The sequence below is a fragment of the Bradyrhizobium sp. SZCCHNRI3052 genome (genome assembly GCF_032484895.1).
GTDB lineage: Bacteria > Pseudomonadota > Alphaproteobacteria > Rhizobiales > Xanthobacteraceae > Bradyrhizobium.
Map to the genome: position 1 here is coordinate 86,207 of NZ_JAUETW010000006.1, position 23,199 is coordinate 109,405.

21 protein-coding genes are annotated in these 23,199 nt (G+C 65.7%); 8 read left to right on the forward strand and 13 right to left on the reverse strand.

Features of this window, described 5'->3' with window-relative positions; all coding sequences use genetic code 11:
- Positions 1–940: 940 nt before the first annotated feature.
- Entirely contained in the window at positions 941–1,246 is a 306-nt protein-coding gene (locus QW887_RS18135; protein WP_315713972.1) for a hypothetical protein, read from the forward strand.
- Positions 1,243–1,800: a hypothetical protein gene (locus QW887_RS18140; RefSeq protein WP_315713971.1), complete on the forward strand. Its 558-nt coding sequence runs from the start codon at positions 1,243–1,245 to the stop codon at positions 1,798–1,800. Before QW887_RS18135 ends, QW887_RS18140 begins: the two co-directional genes overlap by 4 nt.
- 117 nt (positions 1,801–1,917) lie before the next feature.
- Here QW887_RS18140 and QW887_RS18145 read toward each other — a convergent pair whose 3' ends face one another.
- On the reverse strand, positions 1,918–2,562 hold the full coding sequence (locus QW887_RS18145; protein WP_315713970.1) for a glutathione S-transferase family protein: 645 nt from the start codon (positions 2,560–2,562) through the stop codon (positions 1,918–1,920).
- Between the two features lie 86 nt (positions 2,563–2,648).
- Here QW887_RS18145 and QW887_RS18150 point away from each other — a divergent pair, with 86 nt between their 5' ends.
- Positions 2,649–3,617 (forward strand): YafY family protein, encoded by a 969-nt coding sequence (locus QW887_RS18150; RefSeq protein WP_315826052.1) that lies wholly within the window; start codon positions 2,649–2,651, stop codon positions 3,615–3,617.
- Positions 3,618–3,737: 120 nt separating this feature from the next.
- On the opposite strand, the gene QW887_RS18155 is transcribed toward QW887_RS18150, so the two are convergent.
- From QW887_RS18155 to QW887_RS18180, 6 genes are all read right to left on the reverse strand, one after another.
- Entirely contained in the window at positions 3,738–4,235 is a 498-nt protein-coding gene (locus QW887_RS18155; RefSeq protein WP_315713968.1) for a TPM domain-containing protein, read from the reverse strand.
- A gap of 17 nt (positions 4,236–4,252) precedes the next feature.
- Positions 4,253–5,155 (reverse strand): YgcG family protein, encoded by a 903-nt coding sequence (locus QW887_RS18160; protein WP_316165732.1) that lies wholly within the window; start codon positions 5,153–5,155, stop codon positions 4,253–4,255.
- 15 nt (positions 5,156–5,170) lie between these two features.
- Positions 5,171–5,782: a LemA family protein gene (locus tag QW887_RS18165; RefSeq protein ID WP_315713966.1), complete on the reverse strand. Its 612-nt coding sequence runs from the start codon at positions 5,780–5,782 to the stop codon at positions 5,171–5,173.
- 289 nt (positions 5,783–6,071) lie between these two features.
- Positions 6,072–7,088, reverse strand: a complete 1,017-nt coding sequence (locus QW887_RS18170; RefSeq protein ID WP_315713965.1) for an ABC transporter substrate-binding protein — start codon at positions 7,086–7,088, stop codon at positions 6,072–6,074.
- A 40-nt stretch (positions 7,089–7,128) separates the two neighbouring features.
- Entirely contained in the window at positions 7,129–7,995 is an 867-nt protein-coding gene (locus QW887_RS18175) for an ABC transporter permease (RefSeq protein ID WP_316169448.1), read from the reverse strand.
- A 16-nt stretch (positions 7,996–8,011) separates the two neighbouring features.
- A complete protein-coding gene (locus tag QW887_RS18180; RefSeq protein WP_315713963.1) occupies positions 8,012–8,791 on the reverse strand; it encodes an ABC transporter ATP-binding protein in 780 nt (259 codons plus the stop codon).
- A gap of 119 nt (positions 8,792–8,910) precedes the next feature.
- On the opposite strand from QW887_RS18180, the gene QW887_RS18185 reads away from it, so the two are divergent.
- The 3 genes from QW887_RS18185 to QW887_RS18195 all read left to right on the forward strand — a co-directional run bounded on the left by QW887_RS18185 (position 8,911) and on the right by QW887_RS18195 (position 11,504).
- Entirely contained in the window at positions 8,911–9,576 is a 666-nt protein-coding gene (locus QW887_RS18185; RefSeq protein ID WP_315713962.1) for a response regulator transcription factor, read from the forward strand.
- The gene (locus QW887_RS18190; protein WP_316194783.1) at positions 9,551–10,975 is read left to right on the forward strand and encodes a sensor histidine kinase; all 1,425 of its coding nucleotides are present in this window, start codon (positions 9,551–9,553) and stop codon (positions 10,973–10,975) included. Before QW887_RS18185 ends, QW887_RS18190 begins: the two co-directional genes overlap by 26 nt.
- 211 nt (positions 10,976–11,186) lie before the next feature.
- Positions 11,187–11,504 (forward strand): multidrug efflux SMR transporter, encoded by a 318-nt coding sequence (locus QW887_RS18195; protein ID WP_315713960.1) that lies wholly within the window; start codon positions 11,187–11,189, stop codon positions 11,502–11,504.
- Positions 11,505–11,516: 12 nt separating this feature from the next.
- Here the strand turns inward: QW887_RS18195 and QW887_RS18200 are convergent, their stop codons facing one another.
- The 4 genes from QW887_RS18200 to QW887_RS18220 form a co-directional block, all read right to left on the reverse strand.
- Positions 11,517–12,635 carry an amidinotransferase gene (locus QW887_RS18200; protein ID WP_316194784.1) on the reverse strand — a complete coding sequence of 373 codons (1,119 nt, stop codon included), beginning with the start codon at positions 12,633–12,635 and terminating at the stop codon, positions 11,517–11,519.
- 241 nt (positions 12,636–12,876) lie between these two features.
- On the reverse strand, positions 12,877–13,905 hold the full coding sequence (locus QW887_RS18205; RefSeq protein WP_316194785.1) for a linear amide C-N hydrolase: 1,029 nt from the start codon (positions 13,903–13,905) through the stop codon (positions 12,877–12,879).
- Between the two features lie 419 nt (positions 13,906–14,324).
- Positions 14,325–16,664, reverse strand: coding sequence for a xanthine dehydrogenase family protein molybdopterin-binding subunit (locus QW887_RS18215; protein ID WP_316194786.1), 2,340 nt, complete (start codon positions 16,662–16,664; stop codon positions 14,325–14,327).
- Between the two features lie 277 nt (positions 16,665–16,941).
- Complete coding sequence (locus QW887_RS18220; RefSeq protein ID WP_316165739.1) at positions 16,942–17,817, reverse strand: dihydrodipicolinate synthase family protein; 876 nt, start codon at positions 17,815–17,817, stop codon at positions 16,942–16,944.
- A gap of 491 nt (positions 17,818–18,308) precedes the next feature.
- Here QW887_RS18220 and QW887_RS18225 point away from each other — a divergent pair, with 491 nt between their 5' ends.
- Positions 18,309–19,379 (forward strand): J domain-containing protein, encoded by a 1,071-nt coding sequence (locus QW887_RS18225; protein ID WP_315713954.1) that lies wholly within the window; start codon positions 18,309–18,311, stop codon positions 19,377–19,379.
- A gap of 93 nt (positions 19,380–19,472) precedes the next feature.
- On the forward strand, positions 19,473–20,609 hold the full coding sequence (locus QW887_RS18230) for a GGDEF domain-containing protein (protein ID WP_315713953.1): 1,137 nt from the start codon (positions 19,473–19,475) through the stop codon (positions 20,607–20,609).
- A gap of 16 nt (positions 20,610–20,625) precedes the next feature.
- Here the strand turns inward: QW887_RS18230 and QW887_RS18235 are convergent, their stop codons facing one another.
- Together QW887_RS18235 and QW887_RS18240 are read right to left on the reverse strand one after the other, a co-directional pair.
- Positions 20,626–21,555: a GTP-binding protein gene (locus QW887_RS18235; RefSeq protein WP_316169454.1), complete on the reverse strand. Its 930-nt coding sequence runs from the start codon at positions 21,553–21,555 to the stop codon at positions 20,626–20,628.
- Positions 21,552–23,045 carry an amidohydrolase family protein gene (locus QW887_RS18240; protein ID WP_315826045.1) on the reverse strand — a complete coding sequence of 498 codons (1,494 nt, stop codon included), beginning with the start codon at positions 23,043–23,045 and terminating at the stop codon, positions 21,552–21,554. The genes QW887_RS18235 and QW887_RS18240 overlap by 4 nt, the downstream gene beginning before the upstream one ends.
- Positions 23,046–23,199: the final 154 nt, after the last annotated feature.

Consider the following 23,199-nt stretch of genomic DNA (forward strand, 5'->3'; position numbering starts at 1 on the left):
AAATCTTACTTTTGGAAGGCTTACCTGAGTTTTAGGGATTCATACGGGGCGGATTTGCGCCGACAAAGTGGAGCAGATGTGGCGGACGTTGCCCGATTATTCAGCTCTGGCGGACGCGCCCGGGGGCAGCAAGCTCGATCGGCACGCGGCGCAGCGCGGTCGACGCGGCGTCAAACGGAGCCGCTCTCGCGGCGCGATTGCGCCCGAGCTTTGCCGATCATTCCCTCCTCGTCAGTCGGAGGGCGCAGGGAAGGCCGGGTGCCGACTGGCACCCGTGGCCCCCGTGCGGAAAGATTGCACGGGGCAGGAACCACAGGTTCAGCCGGAGCGACCCAGCCTTCCCTGCGCGATGGTGTTACGGCTGCTTCGTAGTCTCCCCGGTGCGCCGGGCTTTCTGGTCACCGTCATCCGCACGAGGCGAAGCCTGCATGCGAACTTGGCATCGGCGTCGGGATGCCAGGACCCTACGACTTGACCGTCCGTACCTCGCTTGCTCGCCGGCCCGCTCGCGCAGAGCCCCAAGCCTGATACGGCCACCGCTCCCCGCTGCTACGCCTCGTGACGATCGGCCGAGCCGCCCCTCCTCATCGCGAACGGGATGGCCGGGATCATCGTCGTGATTTGCCCGACGCTGCAAGGCGGCACACATGCGACAAACTGGCTCGACGGGCAGTTGGCGCATGGACGGATTGCCGGAATTGCCCGTCGGGTGGGTGGGCGATGGGCGACTGCAGGCTCGCGAATGTTGTAGTCCTGCAATGCAATCGACAGATGGAAGGCGTGCACCGTCAGCGAAATCACCTCCGGCCGAAGCGGCAACCACCGATTGCATAATGTCCCGTACAGCCCGCCGTTTTCGATGAACGCTCTGGTTGCTTTCGTAGACTAACACTCTGCGTTCGGGCTATTTTTCATTTCCAGCATTTCAAGGGGAGCGCTCATGCGAAAGCTCATTTCTTCGATCGGATTTTTGTGCGCCGCGTTTTTGATCCTTGCCTCGCCAGGGGCTCACGCGCAGGCGACGCGGACCTGGGTGTCCGGCGTCGGCGACGACGTCAACCCGTGCAGCCGCACGGCGCCCTGCAAGACCTTCGCCGGAGCGATCTCGAAGACCGCCGCGGGCGGTGAGATCGACGTGCTCGATCCCGGCGGCTACGGCGCCGTCACGATCACCAAATCGATCACGATCGACGGCGGGGGGACGATGGCCTCGATCCTGGCATCGGCGACCAACGGCACAACGTGAATGCCGGCGCCAACGACGTCATCATCCTGCGCAATTTGAGCATCAACGGCGCCGGCACGACCCTCGGCCTCAATGGCGTCAATTTCCTGGCCGGCCGAAAGCTCGTCGTCGAGAACTGTACCTTCGAGAACTTCTCGCAAAGCGCGATCTCGGTCGCGCCGACCGGTGCGGCCCAGGTGGTGATCGCGGACTCCTCGCTCAAGGCGTCCGCGTTCGGCGTCACGGTCTCGACCGCGAATTCGAGCAGCGCGATCAGCGTGCTCGTCTCGAACACCAAGGCCATCGAAAATGGCAATGCCGGGATATCCGCCACGGTCCCGGCCGGAAAGCCGGGGATGGGCGTGTTTCTCGACCGGCTGACCTCCGAGTTCAACAACACCGGCGTTCTGGCGAGCGGCAGCGGCGCCATCGTGACGTTGGGAAATTCCGTCATCCAGGGCAATTCCAACGGCGTCGTCCAGACCGGCGGCGGCTCCGTCTCGTCCTTCAAGAACAACGCAATCAGCAACAACGGCGTCGACGGCACGCCGCTCACGGGGATCAGCCTGAACTAGCGACGCCGCCGCGGGAAACCCGGCATTTGGCGAGCTGCGCCTGCCGGACAACGTGCAATCACATCAGTGAGGTCCCGTTGCCGGCGGGACCTCGCTCGATTGCGTCAATGCTGGCGCTCAAACGCCGGTGGCGGCCGCGTGCTGGGCCGCCATCTCGGCATCCGCGGCGGTGACGCGCTGGAACGCCGGACGCTGGGTGATGCGCTCGGCGTAACGCGCGAACACGTCCTTGCGCGGCACGACGCCGAACATCATGGTCCAGTTGAAGGCGACGCCCCACAACACGTCGGCGGCGGTCATGCGCTCGCCGAGGAGATACGGCCCCTTGGCGAGCTGCTGCTCCAGCGCGCCCAGCATCGTATCGTAGTCGGCATAGGGTGACTGCGTGATCGGGGCCGGTTCGCGCTTCATGAAATGGTCGATCACGGCGGGCTCGAACGACGCACCGTAATAGGCGATCCAGCGCAGATAGGGCCCGCGCATGGCATCATCGAGCGCCGGCGTCAGGCCCGCTTGCGGAAACAGATCGGCGAGATAGATGAAGATCGCGACCTGCTCGGTCACGATCTGGCCGCGATGTCCGATCGTCGGCACCTTGCCGAGCGGATTGACGGCCAGGAACTCCGGCTTGCGCTGCTCGCCCGCCTTCATGTTGAGGACATGCAGATCGTAGGGCGCGCCCAGCTCCTCGAGCAGGACGCGGGTGCCGGCGGCGCGGGTCTGCGGCGAGTAATACAGCGTGATCTTGTCGTCGGCGGTCATGATGGTGTCCTCCCATTGCCGGCTGCGGTGCTGGCTTGTCGCACACCATACCTGACAAGGTGTGTCAGGTATGTTTAAAGAAGGGCATGCGCGCGAGCCGGCTGCTCTCCATCCTCACCACCTTGCAGGCCAAGGGACAGGTCACGGCGCCCGAACTCGCAGGCGCCTGCGAGGTCTCGGTGCGCACGATCTATCGCGACATCGACGCGCTCGCCGCGGCGGGCATCCCGGTCTATGCCGAGCGCGGCGCCGAAGGCGGATTCCGCCTGCTCGACGGCTATCGCGTGCGGCTGAACGGGCTGTCGCCGACGGAAACCGACGCACTGTTCATGGCGGGCCTGCCGGGCCCCGCCGCCGCGCTCGGGCTCGATGGCGCGATGAGCGCGGCGCAGACCAAGCTGGTGGCGGCACTGCCGCAAAGCCTGCGCGCCAATGCCGGCCGCATGCAGGCGCGCTTCCATCTCGACGCGCCTGGCTGGTTCGGCGAGTCCGAGGAGCCGACGCATCTGCGCGCCATTGCCGACGCCCTGCTCCGCGACGTCATGGTCGACGTCCGCTATCAGACCTGGCGTGCCGAGAAGCGCCGCCGCGTCGCGCCGCTCGGCCTCGTGCTGAAGGGCGGCAATTGGTATCTCGCCGGGCAGGTCGAGCGCAGCGTGCGCACCTATCGCGTCGCGCGCATTCTCGACTGTGCCGTGACCGACGAGTGCTTCGCGCGACCTGCAGACTTTGACCTCGCCGCCTATTGGCGCGCCGCGACGGAGCGGCTGGAGGCGGAGCTGCATCCGAAGCAGGCGACGGTGCGCCTGTCAGCGCTCGGTGTGAAGCTGCTGGAGGTGTGGAGCCAGCCTTACGTGCGCGCCCGCACGCGCCTCGCCGACGACACCGATGCCGACGGCTGGCGCATCGTGACGATCCCGATCGGAACGACGCTGTGGCATGCCGCCGGCGAGCTGCTGCGCTTCGGGCCCGAGGCCGAGGTGCTCGACCCGCCCGAGCTGCGTGCGAAAATGGCCGAGCTGGCGCGGGCGATGGCGGAACGCTACGGCGCATGAGCTGCGACGGCGTGAGTTGCGGACGTATTTTCCATCCGCATCATTGGCGAGAGGGGTGCGCGCTCACGTCCAGCCAGGATGAGCGCGACCGGCAAGTGAGCGCGACCGGTATGATCGGAGCTAAAGCACCACTGGTGTGTCGGGCAGCTCGTTGGGATCGCCGGCATGCGGCGGGTAGTGCCTGGCGAGCTCGCGTGACACCGCGGCAATGCCATCGACCACGCCCCGCTCAAAGCGGCCTGCGCGAAACTCCGCTTCCATCGCGCGGCAGATCGTCTCCCAGCCTTCGGCGCCGACATGTCGATGAATGCCGCGATCGGCGATGATCTCGACGTCGCGATCGGCCAAGAGCAGGTAGATCAGGACGCCGTTGTTGTGCGCGGTGTCCCAGATCCGCAGGTTGGAAAAGATGTCCAGCGCGCGCTCGCGCGGCGGCTGGTCGCGCCACAACGGCCGGCCGTCGAGCGCGCCCTCGACGACGAAGCGAAGCTGGCCGGCATGGGTGCGCTCGCCGTCCTTGATCGCCTGCTCGATGCGTGCCAGCACAGCCGGCGTGAAGATGCGCTTCAGCTGCCAGTGATGATGCAGGAGATGCCGGCCGATCCGCCTGATGCTCATGGTCGCGCGCCTCGTCCTCACCAGTTGCCCGAGGCGCCGCCGCCACCAAAACTGCCGCCGCCGCCCGAGAAGCTGCCGCTGTCGCTCGAGCTGCCGCTGCTCCAGCCGCCGGATGACGAGCCGCTCGACCAGCCGCTGCCGCGGCGCCCGCCCGACGTCGGCATCGACGAGGACAAGCCGCCGGCGATGAAGGCAATGACGATGCCGGCCACGCTGGACAGCAGCGCAAGCGTGGTCGATCCCACAAGCACCCAGGTCAGAATCCCCAGCGCGCCGCCGGTCGCAAGCGAACCCAGCAGCCGCCCGAACAAGGCCCGCAGCGCGCCACCAATAAAGATCGCACCGAAGAAGGCGACAGGTGCGAACGAGGAGATGGTGTCGATATCAAGATCCGTGCCGTGCGAGGCCTGCGGCTGCGGCACCGGCAGACTCTCGCCATTGATCACGCCGATGATGCGGTCGACGCCGGCGTCGATGCCGCCGGCGAAATCGCCGCTGCGAAATCTTGGCGTGATGACCTCGTCGATGATGCGCCGCGCGGTGACGTCGGTGAGGCTGCCTTCGAGGCCGTAGCCGACCTCGATGCGCAGCTTGCGGTCGTTCTTGGCGATCACCAGCAGCGCGCCGTCGTCGACCTTCTTGCGCCCGATCTTCCAGGCCTCGGCGACGCGGAGCGAAAACTGCTCGATGGTCTCCGGCTGCGTCGTCGGCACGATCAGCACCGCGACCTGGCTGCCCTTGCGGGTTTCCAGGTCCTTCAGCTTCTGCGTGAGGCCTGCGATCTCCGAGGAGGACAGCGTGCCGGTCTGGTCGACGACGCGGCCGGTGAGCTGCGGCACCGCGACGTCCGCCAGCACGATCGTCGCGAGGCAGACGAACAGCGTCGCAAGCAGCGCCTTGAGGACCGGCAGCGCGCGCACGATTCCCTGCTCCGGCTATTTCGACGGCGCAGGCGACGGCGCGTTGAAATCGACCTTCGGCGCGACCGATATCTCGCGCTCGTTCTCGACGGTGAAGTTGGCCTTTTCCTTGTAGCCGAAGACCATCGCGGTCAGGTTGTTCGGGAAGGTGCGGATGCCGACGTTGTACTCCTGCACCGCCTTGATGTAGCGGTTGCGCGCCACCGTGATGCGGTTCTCGGTGCCTTCGAGCTGGGACATCAGGTCGCGGAACAGCGCGTCCGATTTGAGCTGGGGGTAATTCTCGGTGACGACCAGCAGCCGCGACAATGCTCCGGTCAGTTCGCTCTGCGCCGCCTGGAACTTCTGCAGCGCCGCGGGATCGTTGACGACGTCGGGCGTGGCCTGCACGCTGCCGACCTTGGCGCGGGCGTTGGTGACGCCGAGCAGCACGTCCTTCTCCTGCTGGGCAAAGCCCTTGACGCTGTTGACCAGGTTGGGCACGAGGTCGGCGCGGCGTTGATACTGGTTGACGACCTCGGACCAAGCCGCCTTGACCTGCTCGTCATTGGTCTGGATGGCGTTGTAGCCGCAATTGGTCAGGCTCAGCGTCATCAGTGCCGCCAGCACGGTCAGCAATCTCCGCATCGCGCGTCCCCCTCTTCATCCGGTTGTACCGCCTTCACACAGCACAGCTTTGGCGACGGCGCAATGACGGCAGCCGGCCGCCGGACATGGGTCGCGGCGGCCGGTGCGTCGGTTCAGGGAGGTTCCGGGTCTGCCGCGGATGCGGGTCATTCGCGCGGAATGACCGGCGGAGAGAGGCAATGTCGTCTTTGCAGCGGGACTCGCGGCTGGATGATGGGCCTGCGCCAACCACACACCCCGTCATTCCGGGGCATCCGCGCGCCCCGGACGACACCATAGGCGCTTACGCTCAACTGCCCTTGCGGTCGCGTAGCTGGGTCACGAACATGTCCTGCCAGCTCGCCGGTTTGACCTTGATCGAGCCGACGCCGTGCATGAACTCGGCGATCTTCAGCACGCCCTCCGGCGTCGACGAGAACCAGGTGTCCTTGTCCTGCAGCATCTCCAGCACGTCCTCCTTGGTGGTCTTCACCTTGGCGGTGCGGGCATAGATCTCGGCTGCGGCAGCCTTGTCGTTGGCGATCAGCGTGCAGGCCTCGTCGAGCGCATCGAGGAACGCCTGCACGACCTTGGGATTGGCGTCGACGAAGCGCTTGGGCGCGAACACCACGTCCATCGTCATCCGTCCGAGCACGTCGGCGGAATTGGCAACGCGGCGAATCTTCGAATCCTTCAGCTCGATGTAGGAGAACGGCGGCGAGGTGAAATGCGCCGTGATCTCGGTCTTGCCCGAGGTGAGCGCCGCCAGCGCCTCCGGATGCGGCAGGCCGACGGTCATCGGATCGAGCTTGGCGTAATTCTCCTTGCCGAACTCCTGCGCCGCCATCATCTGCAGCATGACCGCCGACAGCGAGGTCTTGATGCCCGGCAGGGCGATCTTGTCGCTCGGCTTGAAATCCTTCAGCGACTTGATCTCAGGATTGTTGGTATTCATCCACAGCGAGGTCGAGCTGAGGCCGCTGACGCCGACCACCTCCACCGCCGGAATGCCCTTGGCCTTGGCCCACAGCGTGATGAAGCCGGGGGCGCCGGTGCCGGCGATGTCGAGCGAGCCGGCCATCATCGCGTCGTTGATGATGTTGCCGCCGTCGAGCATCTGCCAGTTAACCTTGAACGGACCGAGCCCGGCCTTCTCCGCCTGCTTCTCCATCAGCTTCTGATCCTCCATCACGATCAGCGGCAGATAGAGGATGCCGTAGCCCTTGGAGAGCCTGATCTCCTTGACCTCGGCCTGCGAAGCACCGGTGGCGCCGAGCAGCGCGGTGAGGCCGAGCGCGGCGGCCGTGAATGATTTGCTCCAGGACATGGTCGTCTCCTTCCCTGTTGTTGTGCTTATAACTCGAAATTCAGTGCTGCATGCCCCAGCGCCGCACCGTCTTGCGCTCGATGGTCGCGAACACGACGTTCTCGACGACGAGGCCGATGAAGATCACGGTGAACAGGCCGGCGAAGACGTTGGCCGTCTCCAACTGGTTGCGGTTCTCGAAGATGAACCAGCCGAGGCCGCCGGACCCCGAGGACACGCCGAACACCAGCTCGGCCGCGATCAGGGTGCGCCAAGCGAAGGCCCAGCCCACCTTCAGGCCGGTGAGGATGGCCGGAAATGCGGCGGGGATCAGGATGAAGCGCACCAGCTTCAACCCGCGCAGGCCGTAGTTCAGGCCGACCATGCGCAAGGTGTTCGACACCGAGCGGAAGCCGGAATGGGTGTTGAGCGCGATCGCCCACAACACCGAATGCACCAGCACGAAGATGATGCTGCCCTTGCCGAGGCCGAACCAGATCAGCGCCAGCGGCAGCAATGCGATCGCCGGCAGCGGATTGAACATCGAGGTCAGCGCCTCCAGCATGTCGGCGCCGATCCGCGAGCCGATCGCGATCGTGGTCAGCACGGCCGCCAGCGCGATGCCGATGCCGTAGCCGATCAGCAGCGTCTCCAGCGACACGAGGGTGCGCGCAGGGATGATGCCGTTGCCGATGTTCTCGAAGAAGGCTGAGAGCGTGTCGGTGAAGGTCGGAAACAACAGGGGATTGCCGAGCCACAGGCCATAGGCCTGCCACAGCGCGGCGAGCGCCACCAGGATGATGGCCTTGCGGACCGCACCGACGTGGTAGATGCGTTCCAGCCAGGACAGGCTCGCCTCGACCTTGACGTCGCCGAGGGGCGTGTCTGCATTGACGATTTCGGGGCGCAGCGCCAGCGTCTCGCTCATGGATGCTCTCCTCGTCTCAGTGTTGGCCGAACAGCATGTCGTTGATGCGCCCTTCGAGGGCGACCTGTTCGGGCGAGCCCATCGTGCCCGGCGGCACGCTGTTGAGCTCGGCGCGGACGCGGCCGGGATGCGGCGACAGCAGCAGGATGCGGGAGCCGATCTTGATCGCCTCCTCGATCGAATGCGTCACGAACAGCACGGTGAAGCGGGTGTCCTGCCAGAGCTGCAGCAGCTCGTCCTGCATCTTGCGCCGGGTCAGCGCGTCCAAGGCGGCGAACGGCTCGTCCATCAAGAGCACGTCGGGCTCCATCGCCATGCCCCTGGCGATCGCGACCCGCTGCTTCATGCCGCCGGAGAGCATATGCGGATAGGAGTCGATGAACTTGGTGAGGCCGACCTTGTCGATATAGGACTTGGCGCGCTCGTTGGCTTCCGCGGTGCCGAGCCGGCCGCTGGCGGTCAGCGCGAACACGACGTTCTCGCGCACCGTCTTCCACGGCAGCAGCTGGTCGAACTCCTGGAATACCATCATGCGGTCCGGGCCGGGCTCGCTGACATCGTGGCCCTTGAGGCGGATGCGGCCCTCGGTCGGCTTCAGATAGCCGCCGATCGCCTTGAGAAGCGTGGATTTGCCGCAGCCGGAGGGGCCGAGCAGCACGAAACGGTCGGAATCGAAGACCTTGAAGTCGACGCGGTAGGTCGCCGTGACCAAGGTGTCCGGCGTCTTGTACTGGAGCGTCACGCCCTCGACCGAGAGCAGCGGCTCGAACTGAGATGGCGATTGATGGACGGTCATCGTCCTCCCCTCCTTTATATTGCAATGCGAAATTTCGCTCGGTGCACTTCGGCGCCCTTATTCGAAGTGATAGAGGAGGAGACTGACGCGAACCTGACTCCGAGGCGGACAACAAGACCTTGCGCATCCTGCTGGTGGAAGACACGCCCGAGATCGGCGCCGCCGTGACCAGCCGGTTCGAACGGATCGGCTATGCCGTCGACTGGGAAAAGGACGGCCGCACCGCGAGCGAGCTGATCGAGGTGCAGACCTATGACCTTATCGTGCTCGACGTGATGCTGCCGAACATGGACGGCTTTGCCGTGCTCAAGCACCTGCGCAAGCGCGGCCTGCGCACGCCGGTGCTGGTGCTGACCGCGCGCTCGGCGGTCGACGACCGGATCGGCGCGCTCGACCTCGGCGCCGACGACTACCTGATCAAGCCGTTCGACTATCGCGAGCTGGAGGCGCGGGCGCGGGCGCTGCTGCGCCGGGCCGCCGGCCAGTCCGACAATCTGCTGACCCTGGGGCCGCTGGTGATCGACCGCGCCGGGCGCACCGCCAGCGTCGCCGGCCAACCGCTGGACCTGACGCGGCGCGAGCTGACCGTGCTGGAAATCCTCGCCGCACGCCCTGGGCGTTACGTCGCCAAGGAGGAGCTGGTCGAGCAGCTCTTCAGCTTCGACCAGGATCCGAGCCCCAACGCCGTCGAGCAGTTCGTCGCGCGTCTCAGGCGCAAGCTGGCGGCGACATCCGTCGAGATCAAGACCGAGCGCGGCCTTGGCTATCAGCTCCACGCTTCGTGACCTCAGGACCTCGCTGCGCGCGCGGCTGCTGATCGCGATCGGCGCGATCCTGGCCGTCGGCGCCGTCGTGCTGAGCCTCGCCGCCTGGCAATATGCAGCCACCGCCGCGCGCGACGCCTATGACAAGCTGCTCGCCGGCGGCGCCGTGCAGATCGCCGAGAACATCTACATGCAGGGTGGCGTCGTGACGCTGGATCCGCCGGCGGCGGCGTTTGCGACATTGTCGGCCTATGACCTCGTGTTCTATCGCGTCACCGATCCGCGCGGCGTCGTCGTCGCCGGCTATGACGATCTCGCCGTCACCGCGCCCGCCAGGGCGCTGCGTGAGGGCGTCGTCCTGCGAGACGGCATCTATCGCGACCAGGCGGTGCGCATCGCGGCCGTGGCGCGCAAGCTCGACGGCGCGCCCGGCGACGGCTGGAGCGAGATCGTGCTGGCGCAGACCCTGCGCGCCCGCGACGCGCTGACCTGGGATCTCGCCTCCAAGGCGATCGGCCTGATCGCTGCGATGAGCCTGCTGGCGCTGGTGGCGACTGCGCTCTGCCTGCGGCTGGTGTTCGCGCCGCTGACGCGGATCGAGGCCGAGATCGTCAAGCGACGGCCGGACGATCTCAGCCCGATCGCGATCACGCCGCCGCGCGAGGTGCGCGCGCTGGTCGGCGCGATCGACGGCTTCATGCAGCGCCTCGCCGAGCGCATCGCGCTGATGCAGCGCTTCATCGCCGACGCCACCCACCAGCTGCGCACGCCGCTGGCGGCGATCGATGCCGAGGTCGAGCTGCTGAGCGATCAGACCAAGGACCCGAGGGCGCTCGACAGGCTGCGCGGCCGCATCGCGGATCTCGCCCGCCTCACCAGCCAACTGCTCGATCACGCCATGATCCAGCACCGCGCCCAAGCACCGCGCTTCGCCGCGGTCGATATCAACGCGCTGGCGAAATCGGTGCTGTCGCAGAGCGTGCCGCTCTCTCTCGATCGCGAGGTCTCCGTCAGCTTCGTGCCATCGGAGGACGAGGTGATGCTCGCCGCCGACGCCATCAGCCTGCGCGAGGCGCTCGCCAATCTCATCCACAACGCACTGGCGCATGGCGCGCGGACCCGGCTGATGGTGACGGTGGAAAGAACCGCGACGCATGTTGCGATCATGGTCTGGGACGACGGACCTGGGATCGCAGCCGACGCGCAGCAACGCCTGCTGACCCCGTTCCAGAAGGGCGACGGCTCCCACGGCTCAGGCCTTGGCCTCGCCATTGCGAGCGAGGTCGCGCAGGCCCATGGTGGCCGGCTGCGGTTCAGCGGAGTGGCAGGCGACTTCAGTGTGCGACTGGAGCTGCCGGTGGATCGGTCGACAGCAGTCGATCCACGTCCAGATTCACAGCTCAAACAGCAGCGGACATGACGTCGTCGTCCCGCGGCGGATCACGCCCGGGTCTTGCGATCGACATGCCCTTTCGAAGATCGAGAGCGCGCAGGGAAGGCCGGGAGCCTTCCAGCGTGCACTTGCAAAGTGTAAGGGCTTGGCGGAATGAGTTGGCAGAATAGCGAGACCGTGGAATTCTGACACGAACTCCGTCGAGGATCGTTAAGCCCATCTTTTGGGAGAACCTCTCATGGCCTGGGTGATCTTATTCATTGGCAGCCTTTGCGAGGTGGGTTGGCTGATCGCTCTCAAATATTCCGAAGGTCTCTCGCGCCTGCCGTCGATCCTGGTCACCGTGGGTTTTATGGGCGCCAGCGTCGGTTGTCTTGGCCTCGCCGTGAAGACGATCCCGATGGGCACGGCCTACGCCGCGTGGACCGGCGCGAGCATCGCCGTCGCCACTCTTTTCGGAATCTATCTGTTCGACGAGCCGACGACCGCGACCCGGCTCGCCTCGATTGGTCTCATTGTACTTGGCATCGTCGGACTGCGCCTCGAGTCCGGATAGGCGTGCCAATCCTCAAAAATAGCTCTCGAGCGTCCCGCGCCGCCTGATGTCGAGTGTCGCGCAATGGAATGCTCCGCCAAATGCGGCGTAATGCAGGAATTCGCAGGGGATCGGCTCGAAACCCCATTGCTCGATCGCACGCATCGTTCGCACATGATGCGGATCAACGATGATGCGCTTTTCGTCCACCATCAGTACATTCATGTTGAGCCATTTTCCGCAGAGCGACGTGATATTGAGCAAGCGATCGGTGATCGGATCAGGCTCGGGAGCGACGAGAATGTCCCATTTCTTCAGTATGTCCGGGAGGCGGCTGACGTCGATGTATTCGGGATTGATCAGAAGCCTGCCCGGCCCCAGCGGCAAAATGGTCGTGTCGATGTGCATCGGGCTACGACAGCGGCTCTCGATCTCGTGGATGCGATAGCCGTCGCCGAGATGGCGGCGCAGCCATTCGATGCCGGATGCATTGGTGACATTGCTGAGGGTTACAAACAGATCGCGCCCGCAGCGGACGAAATCGGCAGCGTCGAACACCGGTTCGAATTCAGTCAGAATATATGACATCGGCTCACCGTTTTCGGGCCGTCTGAAATCGGCGTTATACAGTTCGTCCGTGAGTTGCGGCCGTGGCGCGGCAGTCCAGCGGGCGCCGCGACGGAAATAGTCCTTCAGGACCGGACGAAAGGAATGGGTCTCGAAATAGCGGCTGGGCCACGCCATAGGCGTTTCAATGATTTCGTCTCCGATCACCAGCATGCTATCGCGCGGGCAGGAGTTGCAAAAACCGCGCGAAGACCATTCGGGCGTGCTGAAGCGCTTCTTGAAATCAACCGGTTCCGGCCGGGTGACCACCACGCCAAGCGACTGCAACAGCGCAATAAAGCCATCGAGCTCGCGCTGAGCCAGTTCAATCATCATCCTTGGATAGCGAAAGCCCCCGAGCAGCGCTTGCGCCCGTGCAGCCATTCCCGGAATGTTACAGGCGACGACCGGATGAGCGGATGGAATCGTCGCGCCTTCGAGCCTTCCGACAATCACTTCCTCGAGTGGATCCCACTCATTGTGCGAGTTGACCGGAGAAATCCTTACCTTGCGGTCGGCATCCGGGCCGCTGTCGTGCGTGATCATGGCATGACCAAAGCAAGAGGTGCAGATGTGGCACGAATACTCTAATGCGGTAGCATCGCCGGCGCATAGCCTCAGTGCAGCAATGCACCACAATCCGTCCTTAACAAACGGCGCGGCGCTTCCAGCCCAGTGCGGTGGCAGGGCTTCACGGCGAGCGCTCCGCAGTCATGTCGCGCGGCGTGCGAGCGCCACAACGCGGATATAAAGATGACGTTGTATCTGTCCGTAGGGCTCTGCCCTGTCAGGAGCCGCCTTTCTTGAATTCCAGCGGCGCGGCCGGCTTGAACTGGCTGCTCACCTCGCCGACCAGATCCCTGTCCGCCCCGGACAGGTCGAGCTTGCGGATCGGAGCGCCGACGGAAAGGTCCAACAGCGGCAAGTTGACCCAGACGATGTTCGGGCTGAGGGTCGATTCGAAGAAATAGAGCCGGTCGGTCGAGTCGGCGACGGCGCACCAGATCGTATGCGACGCCTCCGGTCGCTTCGGGTCCGGCCGCACGAAAGGCTGCGCCACGTTGCGCATGACGGACAACATGCGGGCCACGGTCTGGCGAGTGTCCGACGGCTTGGTCTGGTTCTGGATGTAATAGGCGGCGCGGACGAAGCGGTCGGCCGCTTCGCTCGTCCCCGGCAGCGCTTCGGTGCCGCCAAAGACGTGGTATTTTTTCAGATTGGCGAGCTGCTCGGGGAAGGGCGGCGAGTTCGTCATGACCAGATAGCGGCGGTCGTGATGAACGCGCACCTTGCCGCCATCGACGATCTCGATGATCGCCGAATCGCCCGTCGCGTCCGAAAGCGACAGATGCACGGTCGCCGTCGCGTATCCGGGCATGCCGGCGGCGATGAGTTGATAGCGACCGGTTTCGATGTCGGCCACCGCCTCGGCAACGGTGGCAAAGTTGTCGAGGTTGTATTGCGCCCATAGCGACAGCGCGAGGCCGGGGCGCTTGAGATCGCGCTTTCCGTAATCGCTCTCGGAGAGCCACAGCAGGTTGGCGACAAGACCTTTTTCATTCATGCCGTCGGCGATCGCCAGATTATAAACCGCCCCGCCGACGCTGCCGTATTTCGACGTCCAGCTCAGTTCGTTGTCGTCGCCGCTCTCGCCTTTGCGCGCAAGGCCGCGCGGAAAGGCCCAGAGATCGGTGCGCATGTCTTCGGGCCAATCCATGTTGCGCCCGGTGACAACGGCCTGACCATTATCGGCCCAGAGGACGCGCGAACACGCGTCCGCCAGAGATGATCCAAACGCGACGATTGCCAGAGCCATCGCCCCGCTCATCACACCTGCACACCGCCGCATGGTCGCGCTCCTCGTTGTGTTCAATACAATCTAGAGGCGAGTGCGAGTCGGCGACCTTGATCTGGGTCAATCATCGTCGGTCGCGACGCCGCGACGATTCGCATGAGATCGTTGTCTTGCCTGGCGCGGCGGGGCGATCCGACAGCATCGTCCCCTCAGATGCACAATTGCACCGAAAATCTCGAGATTCCGGATTCAGCCCTGACGGGCTGGCCCGGAATGGCGAGCTATGACGCAGCAAGATCAGTCGCCGCTGCGCATGCAGGGGCGCGACCAGATGCGGGTGTAACCCTCGCCGCCCTCGTCACCGAACAGCTCGGCGCAGATCGGCGCGTTGAGCGACGCAACAGGAGCACGTCCGGCGCGGAAGCGTCCCGCGCGCTCGCTCAGGCCGACGCTTTGACCTTTGCCGCCTTCGCCTCGGAGATCGCCGCCCACACCTTCTCCGGCGTCAGCGGCGTCTGCAGGTTGGTGATCCCGAGCTCGAACAGCGCGTCCATCACGCCGTTGGTGACGCAGGGCGGGCCGCCGATGGCGCCGGATTCGCCGCAGCCCTTGGCGCCCAGCGGGTTGGTCTTGCACGGCGCGGAATCGTCGAGAGTGACCACGATCGGCGGCACGTCGTCGGCGCGCGGGATGCAGTAGTCCTGATAGGTGGCGGTCAGGAGCTGGCCGTCGGCATCGTAGGCGACGTTCTCGTACAGCGCCTGGCCGATGCCCTGGGCGACGCCGCCATGGATCTGGCCCGCCACCAGCATCGGATTGACCGCGACGCCGACGTCGTCGACGGTGGTGTAGCGCACCACGCGGCTGACGCCGGTCTCCGGATCGATCTCGACCTCGCAGATATGGGTGCCGTTCGGCCAGCTCGGACCGTCGACCTCGCCCTCGCTGTCGACCGACAGCTTGGCGCCCTGCTCCTTCCCGGCGATGTCGAACAGGCTGATGCGGCGGTCGGTGCCGACGACGGTGAGGAAGCCGTCGCGATACTCGATGTCCTCGACCGCGGTCTCCAGCAGGTTCGACGCCTTTTCCCGCGCCTTCGCAATCAGGTCGTTCGACGACACCGCCACCGCCGTGCCGCCGACGAACAGCGAGCGCGAGCCGACGCTGCCGAAGCCGGTGGCGAGATCGGTGTCGCCCTGCACGACGTCGATCTTGTCCAGCGGAATGCCGAGCGTGTCGGAGATCATCTGCGTATAGGTGGTCTGCAGGCCCTGCCCCATCGCCATGGTGCCGGAATGCAGGATGACGCGGCCCTCGGAGGTCGCGTGCAGCGACACCTTCTCGGTGTGGGCGCGGCCGCCGGTCCATTCGATATAGCTGGTCAGGCCGCGGCCGTAGAGCATGCCGCGCTTCTTCGCCTCGCGCTTGCGCGCGTTGAAGCCGTCCCAATCGGCAAGCTTGGACGCGCGCTCCAGCATGTGGGCAAAGGCACCGGAATCATACACCTGGCCGACGGCGTTGGTGTAGGGGAGCTGCGCCGGCTTGATGTAGTTGGTCTTGCGGATGGCGCGCGGATCGATCCCGATCTGGCGCGCGGCCGCATCGAACAGCCGCTCGACGATGAACACCGCCTCGGGGCGTCCGGCACCGCGATAGGCGCCGACCGGCGCCGTATGCGTCATCACGGTCTTGATCTCGAAATGCACCAGCGGCAGATCATAGACGCCGGTCTGCACGAATGGCCCGAGCACCAGCGGGATGATGTTGGCCGCGCCCGACGAATAGGCGCCGGTGGCGCCGATCGAGCGCACGCGATAGGCCAGCACCCTGCCCTTGGCGTCCAAAGCGAACTCGGCGGTGGAGGTGAGGTCGCGGCCATGCGTGCCGCCGACGAACTCGTCGGTGCGCTCGGCGCGCCAGCGGATCTTCTTGTTAAGCTTGGTGGCGGCATAGGCGACGATGCCGTCCTCAGGATAGAGGTTGGTCTTCTGGCCGAAGCCACCGCCGATGTCGCCGACCAGCACGCGCACGCTCTCCTTCGGGCGCTTCAGCACGGCTTCCGCCAGCACGTCGCGGGTCGAGGCCGGGGTCTGCGACTGCACGTGCAGCAGCAGCCGGCCGGTCTTCTTCTCGATCTCGGCGATGGTCGAGCGCGGCTCCATCGCCGAGGGCACCAGGCGCTGGCTGGTGATGTCGAGCGAGACCTTGTGCGCAGCGCCGGCGAACGCCGCCTCGACCTTGGCGGCATCGCCATAGCTCATCGCGGCGACGACGTTGTCGGGCGCCTCCGCCCAGACCACGGGCGCGCCGGGCTCGATCGCCTTCACCGGATCGGTCACCGCCGGCAGCACCTCGTAATCGACGACGATCGCTTCCGCGGCCTCCTGCGCGACCGTGCGCGAGGTCGCGACCACGGCGGCGACCGCCTCGCCGGTGAAGCGGACAATCTCATGGGCAAGCAAGCGGCGCGGCGGCACCGTCATCGGCTTGCCGTCGGGACGCTTGAAGATTGCCAGGGTCGGAATGGTGCCGACATCGTCAGCGACGAGGTCCGCGCCGGTGTAAATCGCCTGCACGCCCGCGATCTCGCGGGCAGCGGCGGTGTCGATCGACAGGATCCTGGCATGCGCATGCGGGGAGCGCAGCACGTAGAGCCACAGCGCGCCGTCCTCCGCCTTGTCGTCGATGAACTGCCCCTTCCCGGTCAGCAGCCGCTGATCCTCCAGACGCTTGAGGGGCTGCCCCGCACCAAACCGCATATTGTTGGGAAGAATGTTCATTCGTCAGTCCTTGGTCAGTTCAATGAATTTGGCAGGGTCTTAGCGGATCGGCGTTGCGGTGGCCAACACGTGTTTAAGCTGATGCGTCATGACGAACCGTCATTCCGGGGCGCGCGCAGCGCGAGCCCGGAATCCATAACCACGACCGGTAGTTTGGAGGCTCGATGTCTCCCGGTCTGCCCACCCGAGAGGTCGCGGAGTATGGATTCCGGGCTCAGCCCTTGGGCTGCCCCGGAATGACGATGAGGAGAGAGCGGGGGCCAAAGCCGGGGCTAGCTCACCCCAGGCTGCGCAGTACCTCTTCGACGACCTTGCGCTGCTCGGGCGAGAGCGGGGCCTGCGGCGGCACGGGATCGCCGACGTCGTAGCCCTGGATCGACAGGCCGGCCTTGATGCAGGCCGCGAGGTTGAAGCGGGCGAAGGCCTCGTTGACGCGCCACAGCTTCTTCTGCAGCAGCATCGCATCGTCCCAGCACGACGCCTTGCAGAGATTGTAGAGCTCGACGCTCTGGCGCGGGATGATGCAGGCCGGCCCGGCCATCCAGCCCTTGCCGCCGATCAGCATCACCGCGGCCGGAATGTGTGAGGACGCCGCGAACACCTTGATGGCGTCGCCGCAGCGATTGATGATCGACAACAGCCGGCCGGTGTTGGTCGAAGCGTCCTTGATGTAGTTGATGCGCGGATGCTCGGCGAGGCTCGCGATGACGTCGAGCGACAGGTCGGAACGCTGGAACTGGGGATTGGTGTAGATGACGACGGGAACGTCGACGGCATCGGCAATCGCCCGGAAATACGCCTCGATGCCGGCGTCGTTGACCGGGAAGTAGGCTTCGAGCACCGCCAGGATGCCGTTTGCGCCGCGCTTCTGGTAAGCCTTGGCCTGCGCCACCGCGTCAGCGATCGCAGTCGAGGCCACGCCTGCGATCACGGGAACGCGGCCCTGGGCGGCATCGATAGTCGTCTCCACGACGGTCATGCGCTGGGCACGATCGAGATAGGCGAACTCGCCGGTGGAGCCGAGCGGCGTCAGGCCGTGCACACCGGCAAGGATCAGATCGTCGCAAAGACGCCCCAGCACCTCCGTACGGATCGTTCCATCCGCGCCGATCGGCGAGGCCAGGTAGGGAAAGACACCATGAAATTCAGTCATGCGGCCGGTATAGCGGCCGGGTCGCTGGTTCCGCAAGGCGGCCGCCGAAGCGGGAGGCGCCCTTCTCAGGCCCGGCCTGTTGCCCGCAGCGACATCTGCCTCAGGGACCTGACACCAGCGGACAAGAGCCGGTGTGTAGCAGCGCCACACTGCCGCGATGGAATGCGGGGTGTTGCCGCAAACCGAGCTGCCAATCAGCTCACGTTAAATCCGGCTTCAAACTTTCTCTTCACCATAGGTGCATGTCCCGCGGCGGAGGCGGTCAGAGGGCAGCGATTCAATCTGGGATTGCGCGCACCGTGGCGAAGAAGGACGAGCGCGATGACCTCAAACACGGCAAAAATGGCTACGAACTTCGCCATTTTCAGTCATTTTTCCGCCGGATTGACCAACCATCATGCGAAGCGGAAAGAGTTAGTACGAGTGCTCCAGCGTAAATTCGCCGTAGGAATTTCGATCGGAGACGAGGGAAGCCTGCAGCGAGAACGACGATGAAGACGCTTTACGATTTACTCGGAGCTCTTCCGGACGATGACGCTGACGATATCCGGGCGGCCTTCCGCAAAGCGGTCAAAGAGAGCCACCCCGACGTCAATCCCGGCGATCCGGATGCCGCGCTGCGGTTTCGACAGATCATCCGCGCCAACGACATTCTCGGCGACAAGGAGCAGCGCACGGCCTATGACCGGCTGCTCGGCGCCGCGCAGGACGAGCATCAGCAGGATTCCAAGCTGGCCGTCGTCGCCAAGGTCCACAAGGTTGCGTCCGGCGTGATGGCGCTGGCCGGTGCGTCCGCCGTGGCGCTAACCGGCTACCTGCTGTTCACCCACATGTCGTCGGCTTCCGTCGCGCCGCTCAAGCCGATCGTGGTTGCGACCAACAAGGTCAAGCCGAACGAGGTTCCCGCCAAACCGATCGATAGCGCCACTGAGGCGGCGACGGCCGGCGATGCGGCCGCGAATTCCGGCGGCGAGACGGCTGCCAGCGCAACGGTCGGCAGCGCATCGGGCAGCAATGCCTCGGTATCCGCCGATCCGCTTCCGCTACGCGTCAGCAAGATCGACACGGTCTATTCTGCCGAGCAGGAGCGTGCGCCCTGCGCGGCAGGCGCGACCGCGCCATGCACGGCGGATGCAATGCTCGCCGGGGGTACGGCTTCGAACGAGGCCCAGGCCCATCACGATCGCGGCATGGCCGCGTTCCAGAAGGGCGACTTCGCGGCGGCGCTGGCCGATCTCGACGCGGCGATCCAGCTCGATCCCCGCTACCATGAGGCCTATATCGACCGCGGCATCGTGTTCTATCGCATGCGCAAGTTCGACCGCGCCTTTGCCGACGTTGCGGCCGCAAAGCGCATCGAGAAGACGAACCGCGCCGTACTCGACGCGATGGCGAAGCGTCAGCCGCTGCGGCCGCTGAAGCTCGAGCCGCCAAAGTCCGACATCAAGGCGGAGACGCCGAAGGCAGAGGCGCCGAAAGTGGCGGCGGCGGCGCCGATGCCCTCGCGGATGTCGACGGCGACGCCGGTCTATCCAACCACCGACCCCAGCCGCGCCCCCTGAGCGATTGACGAAGATTTAAGGTAACTCCGAACCTTCGTCGCGCGAATCGTTCGCGCCCATCAACTGTTAGGAAAGGTGTCCCATGGTGTTCCCATGGGACATGGGCTGCTTTCCAGATTCATCCATCCGAACCCGGCGATCCGGCGCGAGCTCGTCGATCTGCTGTACACGTCTCTGCCGCAGGTCATGTCGATCAACGCGGCCGCCATCACCGGCTCGGTCACGCTTGCGGTCCTGCACGGCGATCCCGGCTACATCGCGATCACGTTCGCGATCATCGTCAACGCCATCGGTCGCGTGGTCAGCCTGCTGCGCTACAAACAATATGCGGGACGCCTGTCCGATCGCGACGTGATCCTCTGGGAGAAAGTCTACGCCGCGGGCGCCGCCGCCTTCGGCCTTGCGCTTGGCGCTCTCACCTTCCGCGCGTTCCAGCTCAACGATGCTCCGGGCGCATGGATCGCCTTCGGCCTGTCGATGTCCTATTGCGTCGGCATGGTGTCGCGCGCGGCGATCCGCCCGTGGGTCGTGCTGACGACAACCGCCGTGCTGCTCGCCCCGACGCTCATCGCCGGATTGATGCGCCCGGAGCTGCCCTATCAGCTCGGGGCCGTCCTGCTGGTGCTGTTCTGGTTCTCGATCCGCGAAGCCTCGCGCCATCTCAGCACCGCGTTCATCGAGCGGCTCGAGGCCAAGCACGCGCTGGCCCGCCAGGCCAACCATGATTTCCTGACCGACCTGCCCAACCGGGCGGCCTTCCTGGCTGCGCTCGAACGCACGACCCGGACTGTCGCGATCATTGCCATCGATCTCGACGGCTTCAAGCCCGTCAACGACCGCCATGGCCACCACGCCGGCGACGACCTGCTGCGTCAGGTCGCAGCCCGGCTGTCGAGCTGTGTCGGCCAGGGCGGTCTCGCCGCGCGCTTCGGCGGCGATGAGTTCATGCTGCTGAAGCCGGTGACGGGCGGCGCGGACGGACGCGACGAGGCGCTGGCGCTGGCGCGCGAAGCAATCCGCTCGCTGTCGATGCCATTCCTGCTGTCCGACATCCCCGTGGTGATCGGCGCCAGCGCCGGCCTGCTGGTGAACGACCGGCCGCTCACGGACGAGTCCATGGACGAGGTGCTGCGCCAGGTCGACAGCGCGCTCTATGCCGCCAAGCGCGCCGGGGGCGGCTGCTGTACCTGGGCCGAGGCCGCGGACGGCGCATTGCGGCAGGCGGGCTGACGCGCGGCCTTCGATCTCAGGCGACGATCACCTCGTGCAGCAGCGCGTCGATCTCGCCGGCGTCGAGCTCACCTTCGCGTCCGATCAGCACGAGCTGGGCCGTGAGGCCATCGGCGGGCGACACCGGCGACGGCGCCAAGGTGCCGCGCGTCGCCACCGACTGAAACAGGATCGGCTGTCCCGGATGGTCGGTGAACAGCAGGATGCCCTTGATGCGCAGGGTGCGCGGCGCGAGCTTTCCGATCACCTGCTGAAAGCGGGCCAGCGACAGCGGAGCACGGGAGGTCCAGGTGAGGGTTGCGAAAGGTTGCGACATCGTCGGCACCTGCTTGGGCAGCTCTCGCGGCGCGCGAATGTCGCGGCTGAACAGCAGGTCCGGCGCGACGACGCCATGCGCGATCTCGAAGATCGCCGATTGCGGCTTGGTGCCGCCGACGACGGCGCGGGCCGCATCGAGCGCGGCGCGGTCGAGCAGATCGGCCTTGGTCAGCAGCACGAAATCCGCGGCCCGCAACTGCGAGCGCCACAGCACATCCTGTTCGATCTCGGGATCATCGCGCAGCCGCTGCGGGTCGACCAAGGTGACGACGGTCTCGAGCGGCGCCACCTTGAAGATCACGGGATCCATCAGGCTGCGGATGATTTCGGCGGGATCGGAAATGCCCGATGTCTCGATCGCAATCGCGTCGGGTGCCGGATCGCGCTTGATGACGGAGGACAGCGTGCGCAGCAGGTCGCCCTGCAGCGAGCAGCAAATGCAGCCGTTCTTGAGGCTGATCACCTCCGCGGTGACGGAGCCGAGCAATTGCGCGTCGATGTCGACCGCGCCGAAGTCGTTGACAACAGCCGCGATACGCCGTCCGTCCGGATTGGCGAGCAGATGATTGAGCAGGGTCGTCTTGCCGGCACCGAGCGATCCGGCGACCAGCAGGACCGGGACGATCATGACAGGACCGGACGGCGTACCGCCTGCCCCGGCCTGACGTCGCGAACGAGCTCGCCATCAGTGATGACGGCGCGGCCATTGACGAGCAGATGCCGCACGCCCTCGGACGGCCGGTTCATGTTGAGGAAGTCGGCGCGGTCACGCAGGCTGGCGAGATCGAGCACGGCGATGTCGGCGTCGCAGCCGGCCTGCAGCCGTCCCTTCTTGCGCATCGCGGGCGTCGACGGTTCCAGAATCCGGGCCGGGATCAGCGTGCACTTGGCGAGGCCCTCCATCAGCGGCACCGCCTTGCGGTCCAGCACCCATTCGCGCAGGAATTTGGTGAACGTCGCCGATGAGCGCGGATGCGACACCGCGTCATCCGGCAGCGGCCAGGCGTCGCCGGTGTAGTCCGTGCCGTTGGACAGGATCCACGGCATCGCATCGGAGGCGATGGCGCCGCCCGGAAACAGCACGGAGACATCGAGCAGGTCGCGGTGGCGCTGGTTGACGGCGACATCGAGGAAATGGATCAGCACCAATGCGCCGGGATCGTCCTGCTGCCGCGCCAGCAATTCGTCACGGCTGCCGAGCCGATGGCGCTCGGCGACCATCTCGATTGCGTCATAGCCGGTGCCCATGCGCTGGCAGAACGCGGGATCGGCGAAGAAGCCGGCGCCGACCACGGTCGAGCCGGTGCCGTAGGGATAGGCTTCGGTCGTGACCTTCAGGCCTTGCTTCTGCGCGGTCTGCACCAGCTCGGCGCAGCGCTCGACATCCTGCAGGCTGGTGCTGTTGAAATGGCAGATGTGCATGTGGGCGCCGGTCGAGCCGGCCAGCCCGATCAGCCGCGTGTAGGCATCGACTGAGCTGCGCGGATCGACGTTCGACATATAGGCGATGTGCGTGTAGGTCGGCACGTCGTGCTTGGCCGCCAGGCTGCACAGCTCCGACAGCTCCTTCATGCCGGTGCCGGGCGCGTAGGCGTTCGGGAAGGCAATGCCGAGACCGCCCTGCTCCAGACCCTGCCGCGTGCGCTCGACGATCTCGGCGGTCTCGGCAGCCGTGGCGACCTCCTCGACCCAACGCTTGTCGCGCATCGCCTCGCCCATGCCGGCGATGTTGGACGCGGTCTGCTGCGTCGTCATCGTCGCGATCCGCGCGAACACCCAGCCCGACGCTGCGCCGTAGTTCAGAAGGCGGCCGATCGCCGCCTGCTCGTCATACCAGCGCGCCACCGGCATCACGCCGATCTCGAGCTCGAGCGTGGTGGTGACGCCGTCGAAGGCCTGCATGCGGTCGGCCGGCAGCGACTGGCCATGCGCGTGCAGATCGATGAAGCCGGGCACGACGGCGAGGCCGGCCGCATCGACCACCTGATCGGCGGCCCCGCCGACATCGCCCACGGCAGCGATCGCGCCATCCTTGATGGCGACATCGGCCGTGGCGTCGAGCTTCGTTTCCGGGTCGAGCACGCGACCGCCGCGAATGATCAGATCGTAGTGAGGCATGAAATCAGCTGGGCTCGCGAGGTGGAACTGCGCCCAGGCCTAACACAGATGCGCGGCGATGAGAACGCGGCGGGAGAGATCGATGCTCTCCGAGCCATGCGTGGCGCACTTATCAGTTCGTCGAGCTGGGGCGCCGCTCTTCCCCTTGCGCAAG

Bases quoted from the DNA above. Each gene is read 5' to 3' on its own strand.
- QW887_RS18135 (WP_315713972.1), top strand. From the start codon at position 941: ATGCGAAAGCTCATTTCTTCGATCGGATTTTTGTGCGCCGCGTTTTTG.
- QW887_RS18145 (WP_315713970.1), bottom strand. From the start codon at position 2,562: ATGACCGCCGACGACAAGATCACGCTGTATTACTCGCCGCAGACCCGC.
- QW887_RS18150 (WP_315826052.1), top strand. From the start codon at position 2,649: ATGCGCGCGAGCCGGCTGCTCTCCATCCTCACCACCTTGCAGGCCAAG.
- QW887_RS18155 (WP_315713968.1), bottom strand. From the start codon at position 4,235: ATGAGCATCAGGCGGATCGGCCGGCATCTCCTGCATCATCACTGGCAG.
- QW887_RS18165 (WP_315713966.1), bottom strand. From the start codon at position 5,782: ATGCGGAGATTGCTGACCGTGCTGGCGGCACTGATGACGCTGAGCCTG.
- QW887_RS18170 (WP_315713965.1), bottom strand. From the start codon at position 7,088: ATGTCCTGGAGCAAATCATTCACGGCCGCCGCGCTCGGCCTCACCGCG.
- QW887_RS18175 (WP_316169448.1), bottom strand. From the start codon at position 7,995: ATGAGCGAGACGCTGGCGCTGCGCCCCGAAATCGTCAATGCAGACACG.
- QW887_RS18180 (WP_315713963.1), bottom strand. From the start codon at position 8,791: ATGACCGTCCATCAATCGCCATCTCAGTTCGAGCCGCTGCTCTCGGTC.
- QW887_RS18195 (WP_315713960.1), top strand. From the start codon at position 11,187: ATGGCCTGGGTGATCTTATTCATTGGCAGCCTTTGCGAGGTGGGTTGG.
- QW887_RS18200 (WP_316194784.1), bottom strand. From the start codon at position 12,635: ATGATCACGCACGACAGCGGCCCGGATGCCGACCGCAAGGTAAGGATT.
- QW887_RS18205 (WP_316194785.1), bottom strand. From the start codon at position 13,905: ATGGCTCTGGCAATCGTCGCGTTTGGATCATCTCTGGCGGACGCGTGT.
- QW887_RS18215 (WP_316194786.1), bottom strand. From the start codon at position 16,664: ATGAACATTCTTCCCAACAATATGCGGTTTGGTGCGGGGCAGCCCCTC.
- QW887_RS18220 (WP_316165739.1), bottom strand. From the start codon at position 17,817: ATGACTGAATTTCATGGTGTCTTTCCCTACCTGGCCTCGCCGATCGGC.
- QW887_RS18225 (WP_315713954.1), top strand. From the start codon at position 18,309: ATGAAGACGCTTTACGATTTACTCGGAGCTCTTCCGGACGATGACGCT.
- QW887_RS18230 (WP_315713953.1), top strand. From the start codon at position 19,473: ATGGGACATGGGCTGCTTTCCAGATTCATCCATCCGAACCCGGCGATC.
- QW887_RS18235 (WP_316169454.1), bottom strand. From the start codon at position 21,555: ATGATCGTCCCGGTCCTGCTGGTCGCCGGATCGCTCGGTGCCGGCAAG.
- QW887_RS18240 (WP_315826045.1), bottom strand. From the start codon at position 23,045: ATGCCTCACTACGATCTGATCATTCGCGGCGGTCGCGTGCTCGACCCG.